Origin of the sequence: Mongoliibacter sp. (assembly GCF_007692705.1) — a bacterium.
Lineage (GTDB): Bacteria > Bacteroidota > Bacteroidia > Cytophagales > Cyclobacteriaceae > Mongoliibacter.
In genome coordinates this window covers 1-8618 of sequence record NZ_REBN01000245.1, presented here as the reverse complement: position 1 = coordinate 8618, position 8618 = coordinate 1, and the positions used below count along the sequence as shown (strand labels likewise).

Below are 8618 nucleotides of genomic sequence, written 5' to 3'. Positions count from 1 at the left end.
GACATTGCCATCTCTTGGAGCATTGGAAGCCAAGAGGGTGACTTGGATTGGGCCCGCTTGATAACTTGCAGCAGCCCCCCTGAAAAAACCAAACTCTAAAGCAGATGTATATGGTCGGATTCCTACTGTACTTCTTCTCACCGTGGTTATGGTTTCTCCTCCTTTACCCACTGCAAAGCCAGCTCCAAATACCAACCCTTGCCCTGTTTGCATTTGGTAATCTCCAACTGTAATTGTTTTCCATTTCCCTCGATTGTATTGTGTGATATGATAGGAGAAAAAGTTGAAACCATATCTACGGGTACTTGGATCCCATATAAATTGCTCGCCAGGATCTTTGTCCAAGGTAAAGCCAATGCTGAAATCTTTGCTATGCTGAATTCTGAACCTAGCATAAAGGTTATTGGGGTCTCCTAAGTAGCGGCTACTGAGCCGGCCGTTGCTTAAGGTATCAGGTGGGGTGAAACCGCGTCTTGTTTCCCACACCCGATTTTGCCTTATAATAAAGTATGCGTCTTTGGAATTGGTGATTCTTTCCATGAAGCTTCCTTGTGGTTTGTCAGATGATTCTAACACAACAAAAGGAAGGATTTTGTAAATAGTTTCGAGGTCGTAGTTGGGAATTGCCTGTAATTCATATAGTGATATCAACTTTCCAAAATCTGCCTGATATTCGAAAAAACTATTGACTTGGGCAGGGTTGAGGATAAAGATTGATTTAAGTTCTTCAGGATTTGTCCTGTTAAGGTTGATAGGATTGAGTAAGAGTTGGAGTATATTTTCATACAAATCCTCATAATCCTGATCATCCCTTTGCATACCAAATAGATCTTCCACCAGCATTTCTATATTGATTTCTCCTTTTCGGTAGGTCTGTGCACTTAGTTCGCCAAATGGAGAAATTAAAAGTATTAGAAGCACCCAGCAATATTTCATTTTTTTGAAAAGAGGTAGTTGAATGAAAAATGTTGCGTGCTTCCAAGAAAAGGATTCTGATTGACTGCAAAATCAAGATGAAAGGATTTTGCCCTAATCCCAATCCCAAAACAAAGCCTATTTGGATGATTATTGATGCCTGCCCTTGCCCATAATTTTTGGAGAAGGCTATATTCCAATCCGACTTTGAGAAGAGGAGGGAGGAGGATATCTTTCTCCGCCTCAATATTGACCATTACATTTTCAGTTGGTCTATATGACAATCCTGACTTGATTATGGTTGGCAATTGATCTATAGAATTTTTCCCAAATTTGGCTCCGTTGAGGTTGTAGATATGTGCTCCGAAAAATAATTCTGGTGTTATCTCGGCCATTCCTCCAAATTCAAAAATTGCAGCTCTTCCAGTGCCAAAGCCCTCTATACTGGTCTGGAAATAACTTGCTTTGATACCTATGCTGGCGATACCCAGTTTTTGTGCTGCCCCTATACCGATTTGGCTTTGAGAAAAGAGGTCTTCCCCATAGGTGGAAACTGATAATCCATAGGAAAATTGATCTGTGTTGATCAATAAACCTGCAGCAAGTGTGGTCAATTCACTGAGATTACCTCTATGGTCGTATGCAAAAAATGCTTGTGATTCATCGGTTCCAGTTAGCGTACCTATGTTATTGAAAATACTCCAAGCATCACTTACAGTAACATTTGCATTGCCAAAACCCATGCTTCTTGCACCTTTGGGCAAAAGTTCTGTACCACCTTGGGCAAAGGCTGTGATTGATACCAGAATGAAGCAGTATGTAAAAAAATACTTTGCCATAAAAAATCATCAAGGATTGAATTTACCTGATAATTTTCTCAGCAGAAAAATCTAATCGGATAGTAATCGGATAATTTTCTTGTTAGAATGGAGCCCTGATATTCAGGAAAAATGCACCTTCATTTTGACTGTTGATGGAATATTCCAAACGGAATACCATATCATATAAAGTGACCAGATCGAGACCTAAACCATAACCAAAAAGGTATTGGTTGGTCAAGCGTAGGTTTTCGGGAATATTGTTCATGTCGTTGACATATCCATGGTCGAAATTACCGCTGAGATAGAGTTTGATGGGGAAATATGCAAACTCTTCCAGTGGTACATAATCACCTATGTTATAGCCAAGGTCTAGGATTTTGAATCTAAGGCTATTTTTATGCACAATTGTTTGCTGGCCTTCTACCACGTTCAGTTCATAGCCTCTGATGAAGTAAGGATTATACCCAATACCCCGCACCAATGTAAATGGCTGTCGGTCACCTAGAAAAGCATTGAAAGAAAGTCCGCTAACAAAGTGAAGTTTTTCGTTGATTTTGGTGTATTTGTTGGCATTCATGGTGAATTCCCAGTCTTTCACGTCATCATTTCCAAAAATCCCATACCTCATTAGTGACAAGTTCAGTACCTGTCCTTGGGTAGCGTAAAGAATGTTGTCTCTTTTGTCGTGCCTGTAATTATAGCCAAGTACGAAATATTCCAGTGAGTTCGATCCATGGAGAAAGAAGTTGGGGTTTTGTGCGAAAACTTCGTCATCGATCCAAGTATTGTTATATCCTGCTGTGACGTAGTGGAAGTTGTAAAAACTACCTCTATATGTGTAACGAAGAAATGCCGATCGATTTCTACGCAAAACATCATCCTCTTCGGTACTGAAAAAGACCTGCTTGTTGTCAAAAGACCGCACTTGAAGGTTTCTTTGGGTAAAATAAGTAGCCTGAACCGCTAATCCATGTTTTTGGTTTTTGTCGATATAAGGTTTATTGTACAAGACTTCAAAGGTCCTTATAAAACCCATTTGGCCACCAATCCTAAGTTTCTCATTCCTTCCCCCTACATTGTTGTGCACCAGTCTACCTCCGTAATTTACACGAGAAAGATCCCTGTTCTGGTTGGTCCACCATTCTGCCAGGTTTCTATCCGCAAGGTTCAAGATGACATTGGGAATGATATACCACCTTTCTGTGACAGAAACAAGAAGTTCTATTGTTTCAGAGTCAGTAATTAAAGGAGTGATTTCTACTTTGTTAAACAATTGAAGGTTATATACCTTTTTTTGATCCTCCTGGATCAAAGAGATCAACTCTTCCCAATCATACACCACACCTGTTTGTAGGTCAATTTCCCGTAGGATGATATTTTTCTTCGTTTTTTTATTTCCAATGATAAATATATTATTGATCACTACCTTATCCGGAGTATTGGATAAAATATCAGGCATACTTTCATCTTCTTGCCCCCATGCACAAAATACACTTGTAAGGGACAAAATAAGGAGAAATAGATATTTAGGTAATGTGTCGATCAAATCTACTGAATGCGCTTTATTGGGAACTTATTTTGAATTGATTCCTTTATCATTTAATGTCTCCAAAATTGAAAGTTATCATAAGAAAGATTGCAATTTTTCCGGTATTGATTTATCAATACATGATTTCTCCTTTATTTCCGTCTGCATGTAGGTATTCACCCACATGTAGTCAATATACGAAAGAAGCTATCCTTAAGCATGGGGTTATTAAAGGAGGTTGGCTGGGAATTAAGCGGATTTTAAGCTGCCACCCTTGGGGAGGTCACGGTCATGACCCTGTTCCTTGATTGATTTCGGGCTTGAAACCGCGCTTTAAAGCCATTGCAACAAGAACAACTCCTCCGATGACCAATGGGATACTGAGTGTTTGTCCCATATTCAGTTGAAGTCCTTCTTCAAATTCTACCTGATTTTCCTTCAAATACTCCCAAATAAAACGCATGCCGAATACAGCAATCAGGAATAGACCTAGAAGTAAACCGTCAGGAATTCGTGATTGATAACGTAACCATATGCCTAATAATATCAAAAATATAATGAAATAGGAGACGGCTTCATAGATTTGGGTGGGATGTCTGGAAATTCCAGAAGTAAAGATGGTGGCCACGTAATGGTCTCCTTTATCCAGTAGCTGGTAATTGAGTGGTATGTCAGGATTTTCTGCCAGGTATTTCTGAGAACTTCTAAACCTTGTCAAAACATATTTCACGTCCGTTTCTAATGTTCTTCTCAGGTCATCTTCTTCATAAGAGCCTTTCTCTATTTTGATGTCAAAATTCACAGGGACTATTCCATTTCCCTGCAATTCATTTTCTCTATTTTCCGGCTTGTAAGCATTGACATCCAATACAGGTATTCTTAATGTTTCTAATATTTCCTCTGCATCTCTGGCAAAAACAAAACCTCCGTCAGTTTCAGTAGGTTTTCCTCCAATCTCGGAATTCATTAGATTTCCTACACGGATCATAGCTCCCGTCATAGCGACGACAATGACTATTCTGTCTACTACCCATAAGTAACTTTGTGCAGGTACTTTTCTGGCATACATGTAAAGAGCGATTAAAATAGCTATGGCCGCACCATGACTGGCAAGTCCTCCTTCCCACACTTTCAGAATATCTATAGGGTTACTGAGGTATTTTTCAGGTTCGTAAAAAAGTACATGCCCCAATCTTGCGCCGATAATGGTGGATAGGACCATGTAAATCGTGAGCTTGTCCACAAGTCTGGAATCATGTCCTTCTTTGTTATAAATGTAGATCATGATTTGCTGAGAAATTATAAATCCCATGGCAAAAAGTAAACTGTACCATCTTAATCTTTCAAAACTTGAGAAAACTGCCGGGTTTGGACTCCAAACGATATAATTCAGTACGCTTTCTATGCTCAACATGCTTTTGGTTTTTGTCTGCTAGGGGGTGAAATTACCTTATTTTAATAATTATCCAATTCTTTTAACTCCTCTTCGTAGCCTCCTGAAAGAATAGGGAACCTGTACCAGGTCTTTGGGTCAACATTAAACTCATCCAGATGAAATGATGGAGCTAACCTCTCACGTTTCCATTGATTTCTTGACCAGAGTCTGAAGAATTTTTTTACATAATCCTTAAGTGTTTCACTTTCTAAATCCAATTCGTCTTTCAGGATTAAGAAAATATCCATCGGCGATCTTCTGTCCCTAATGGCTAGCCTTTCGATTTCCACTATGATCGCGTAAGGCATCAGGTCTTTTTCGTCAGTTTGTTGATTGTCAGAGGGCCGGAGTTCTGCTGTGGGTTGTAGACCATTTACTTTTGATAGGCCATTGTAACCTAATGAGTTTTCAGCCCATTTCAGCCAATGGATAATAAAGTATTTGTCAACAGCTGCAATGGGGGAAATACTACCACTGGTATCTCCGTCCATTGTTGTATAACCAACATCCCCTTCACTTCTGTTGGAGGTGCTTAGCAATAAAGCTTGATTGATATTAGCCAGCATCCAGATGATGGGAGAACGGGCTCTTGCTTGAATGTTCTGAAGGGCGATGTCATCGGTTTTCCAACTCAGCCTTCTTCCAATTGCTTTTTCTATTTTTTCCGTATAACCTTTTACCTCATCGCTAATTTCCCAATGTTTGAATTCAGCACCAATACTTTCAGCTAGAGTCTTGGCCGATTGAAAAGTGGCAAAAGAAGAGTTGTCAGATGCTTGATAAGCAGTAGTTAATAGTTGTCCTACAATTTCTTTTTGAGGATCATCTGATTTGGGGATGTATGAAAGACCTAGTTTATTCAGGAAAATTGAAGAACCTAGTTCAGAAACTCCTCTCCTGACCATTTCTGCAACCAATATGGCAATGGTAGAAGAATCGGCACCCCCACTCAAGGAGAGTACAAAGCCTTTGCTCTTACTTTTTCTTAAATAGTCATAAAGTCCAAGAGATGCTGCTTGTGTAAACTCTTCGTTTTTATCTATATCACTTTCAATACCTATAATCTCAGAAACACTGTCTTCAAGTTCGAAATATTTGACCTGATGGTCTTTAAATGAAAGCAATTTATTTTTGAGAAGTAATTTTCCCTTAGCAGCTACCATGATTTCCCCATCAAAAATCATTCTTCCTGCTTCATTACCTAAGAGATTGATATAGAAATAAGTGGCATTGAATAGCAAAGAGCTTCTGCTTACAAGTTCTTCACGTTGTTTGGTTTTACCCATGGCGAAGTGACTTGCAGAAGGGTTGAATATCATATGAACATTTCGTTCTTTAAGTCTGAATCCGGGTCTTGCATCTCCTCTCCACGCATCTTCACATATTTCGAAACCGTACCGCAAGCCTTTTTTCTCAAAAACAATATCTCCTAATGGGATATCTTTTCCGAAAAAATCAAATGATATTGTTTTATTTGCTTCCCATGGCGTGAACCACCTAAACTCGTAATGCACCCCGTCGATAGCCATAAACTGTTTGGCGACGAAGCCCTTCAATTCGTAGTTTTCTATGATTGCCATGCAATTGTACACTTTTTCCTGAATTCGGATGGGAAGACCTACTGCTACAGTGATGTCTCCACAGAATGGAAGAAGTTTTTGAAGTTGTTTGACGGCTTTTTGAGGAAACCAATAGCTCAGAAAGAGATCTTCGCTTCCATAACCGGTAATAGCCAATTCGGGGAAACAAAGTAAGTCAGCTTTTTCTTGTTGAGCTTCTTTAATGGCATTTTTGATATGTTCAAGATTACCTTTCCAATCCAATGGAGTTTGGTTGAGGGTAGCGCACGCAATTTTAATATTTGACATAAACCTATAGAAAACAAAAAAACACCAAAATCAAAGATAGTGTTCTAACTGGCGATATTAAGTTTTTCACAGGCATTTTTAGCGGCTTCCTGCTCTGCCTTTTTTTTGGTTGCTCCTTTACCTTCAGACAAAGACTCACCGTCAATGTAAAGGGCTACCAAAAATTCCTTAAATCTCTGATTTCCGCTCACTGAAATCATTTTGAAATCCACTTCTTTACTTTCCTTCTGTGACCACTCGATAATTTTACTTTTGAAATTGGTGGTGGTGCTGATGATATCATCTACATCAAAATGTATGATAATCCTTTTAAGAATGAATTTTTTGCAAAAACCATAGCCTCGGTCAAGGTAAACCGCCCCTACAAGGGCTTCCAAGGTGTCTCCAAAAATTGATTTGTGGGCATTCAGGTTTTTCCCTGTATACTCATTTTGTATGATTTTGGCCAAGCCAATTTTGATAGCAATTTGATTGAGGGCTTCCCTGTTGACCATCCTGGACCTTGTTTCTGTCAAAAATCCTTCATCCCGAAATGGGAATTTCAAAAAGAGAAACTCGGCTACGACCGTCCCTAAGACTGCATCACCAAGGTATTCAAGACGTTCATTAGAGATTTTTAGTCCATTGATACTTTCTTCCGAGACAGAAGCGTGTTTGATAGCAAGCTTATATAAATTCAAATTAAAAGGCTTGCTGCCTACCATATGTTTGATGGAGGCAGCAAGCCTTTTTTCTTGTTTATTATAAAAGACAGCTTGTAATCGGAGTAATCTAGAAAGTCTCAATTTACTCACTTATTTTTTTGAAAATGACGGAAGCATTATGCCCGCCAAATCCAAATGTATTACTTAGGGCAGCTCTTACTTCTTTTTTCTGAGCTTTATTGAATGTAAGATTCAATCTTGAGTCTAATTCTTCATCATCAGTGAAATGATTGATAGTAGGAGGAATTAAGCTATGTTGCATGGCAAGTATTGAAGCGATGGCCTCAACTGCTCCTGCCGCGCCCAAAAGATGTCCTGTCATGGATTTTGTACTACTGATATTCAGGTTGTAAGCATGCTCTCCAAAAACTTTTTGAATTGCTTTTACTTCGCTGACATCCCCAAGTGGGGTAGAAGTACCGTGAACATTTACATAATCAATATCTTCAGGCTGAAGGCCTGCATCTTCCAATGCATGTAGCATAACATTAGTGGCTCCTGCTCCATCAGGATGGGGGGCTGTGATATGATAAGCATCAGCAGTCATGCCACCGCCGACAATCTCAGCGTAAATTTTAGCACCTCTAGCTTTGGCATGCTCATAATCTTCGAGTATCAAACATCCCGCACCTTCGCCAAGGACAAATCCATCTCTATCTTTGTCAAATGGTCTTGATGCTGTAGTGGGCGAATCATTTCTTTGAGAAAGAGCTTTTAGCGCATTGAACCCTCCGACTCCTGCTTCGGTAATGGTAGCTTCTGTGCCTCCAGTAACGAAAAGGTCAGCTTTGCCTAGCCTGATATAATTGAATGCATCAATGATAGCATTGGTGGCAGAAGCACATGCCGAAACAGTAACAAAGTTGGGTCCTCGGAATCCATATCTAATGGAAATAAAACCGGCACAAATGTCAGCAATCATTTTTGGAATAAAGAATGGATTGAACCTAGGTGTTCCATCACCTTTGACAAAATCCGTAACTTCATCCTGAAAGGATCGAAGACCTCCGATACCAGAACCCATTATAACACCAGCCCTATGAAGATTGATTTTTTCTAAGTCTAAACCTGCATCTACAATTGCCTGATCAGCGGCAATCAAACCCATTTGGGTAAAAAGATCCATTTTTCTCGCCTCTTTTCTTTCAATGAATTGGTCTACATCAAGATTCTTGACTTCGCAGGCAAACTGTGTTTTGAAAAGAGAGGCATCGAATCTAGTAATAGGTGCAGCACCGCTCACACCATTTGATAATCCGTTCCAATACTCTTCGACAGTATTACCAATTGGTGTGAGGGCACCTAAACCTGTTACTACAACTCTTCTTAAATTCATAAATGAATTTT

At 39.4% G+C, this 8618-nt stretch carries 7 protein-coding genes and 1 pseudogene; 1 reads left to right on the top strand and 7 read right to left on the bottom strand.

Going from position 1 to position 8618, the window contains the following annotated elements; genetic code table 11:
• The 3 genes and pseudogenes from EA341_RS17085 to EA341_RS17075 form a co-directional block, all read right to left on the bottom strand.
• Window positions 1-936 (bottom strand): annotated as a pseudogene (locus EA341_RS17085) (helix-hairpin-helix domain-containing protein); the annotation flags it as partial.
• On the bottom strand, window positions 933-1754 hold the full coding sequence (locus EA341_RS17080; protein WP_293016380.1) for a hypothetical protein: 822 nt from the start codon (window positions 1752-1754) through the stop codon (window positions 933-935). The pseudogene EA341_RS17085 and the gene EA341_RS17080, both read right to left, overlap by 4 nt.
• 82 nt (window positions 1755-1836) lie before the next feature.
• On the bottom strand, window positions 1837-3243 hold the full coding sequence (locus tag EA341_RS17075; protein WP_367127753.1) for a POTRA domain-containing protein: 1407 nt from the start codon (window positions 3241-3243) through the stop codon (window positions 1837-1839).
• Window positions 3244-3338: 95 nt separating this feature from the next.
• On the opposite strand from EA341_RS17075, the gene yidD reads away from it, so the two are divergent.
• Window positions 3339-3572, top strand: a complete 234-nt coding sequence (gene yidD, locus EA341_RS17070; RefSeq protein WP_293016379.1) for a membrane protein insertion efficiency factor YidD — start codon at window positions 3339-3341, stop codon at window positions 3570-3572.
• Here the strand turns inward: yidD and EA341_RS17065 are convergent.
• From EA341_RS17065 to fabF, 4 genes are read right to left on the bottom strand one after another with little or no spacing between them, the layout of a single operon-like run.
• Window positions 3554-4678, bottom strand: a complete 1125-nt coding sequence (locus EA341_RS17065; RefSeq protein ID WP_293016378.1) for a prolipoprotein diacylglyceryl transferase — start codon at window positions 4676-4678, stop codon at window positions 3554-3556. The two genes, yidD and EA341_RS17065, sit on opposite strands and share 19 nt — an antisense overlap.
• A gap of 41 nt (window positions 4679-4719) precedes the next feature.
• Window positions 4720-6567 (bottom strand): NAD(+) synthase, encoded by a 1848-nt coding sequence (gene nadE / locus EA341_RS17060; protein WP_293016377.1) that lies wholly within the window; start codon window positions 6565-6567, stop codon window positions 4720-4722.
• Between the two features lie 44 nt (window positions 6568-6611).
• Window positions 6612-7352 (bottom strand): ribonuclease III, encoded by a 741-nt coding sequence (gene rnc / locus EA341_RS17055; protein WP_293016382.1) that lies wholly within the window; start codon window positions 7350-7352, stop codon window positions 6612-6614.
• A gap of 1 nt (window position 7353) precedes the next feature.
• Entirely contained in the window at window positions 7354-8607 is a 1254-nt protein-coding gene (gene fabF / locus EA341_RS17050; protein WP_293016381.1) for a beta-ketoacyl-ACP synthase II, read from the bottom strand.
• Between the last annotated feature and the right edge of the window lie 11 nt (window positions 8608-8618).

Bases quoted from the DNA above. Each gene is read 5' to 3' on its own strand.
- nadE (WP_293016377.1), bottom strand. From the start codon at position 6,567: ATGTCAAATATTAAAATTGCGTGCGCTACCCTCAACCAAACTCCATTG.
- EA341_RS17080 (WP_293016380.1), bottom strand. From the start codon at position 1,754: ATGGCAAAGTATTTTTTTACATACTGCTTCATTCTGGTATCAATCACA.
- yidD (WP_293016379.1), top strand. From the start codon at position 3,339: ATGTCTCCAAAATTGAAAGTTATCATAAGAAAGATTGCAATTTTTCCG.
- fabF (WP_293016381.1), bottom strand. From the start codon at position 8,607: ATGAATTTAAGAAGAGTTGTAGTAACAGGTTTAGGTGCCCTCACACCA.
- EA341_RS17065 (WP_293016378.1), bottom strand. From the start codon at position 4,678: ATGTTGAGCATAGAAAGCGTACTGAATTATATCGTTTGGAGTCCAAAC.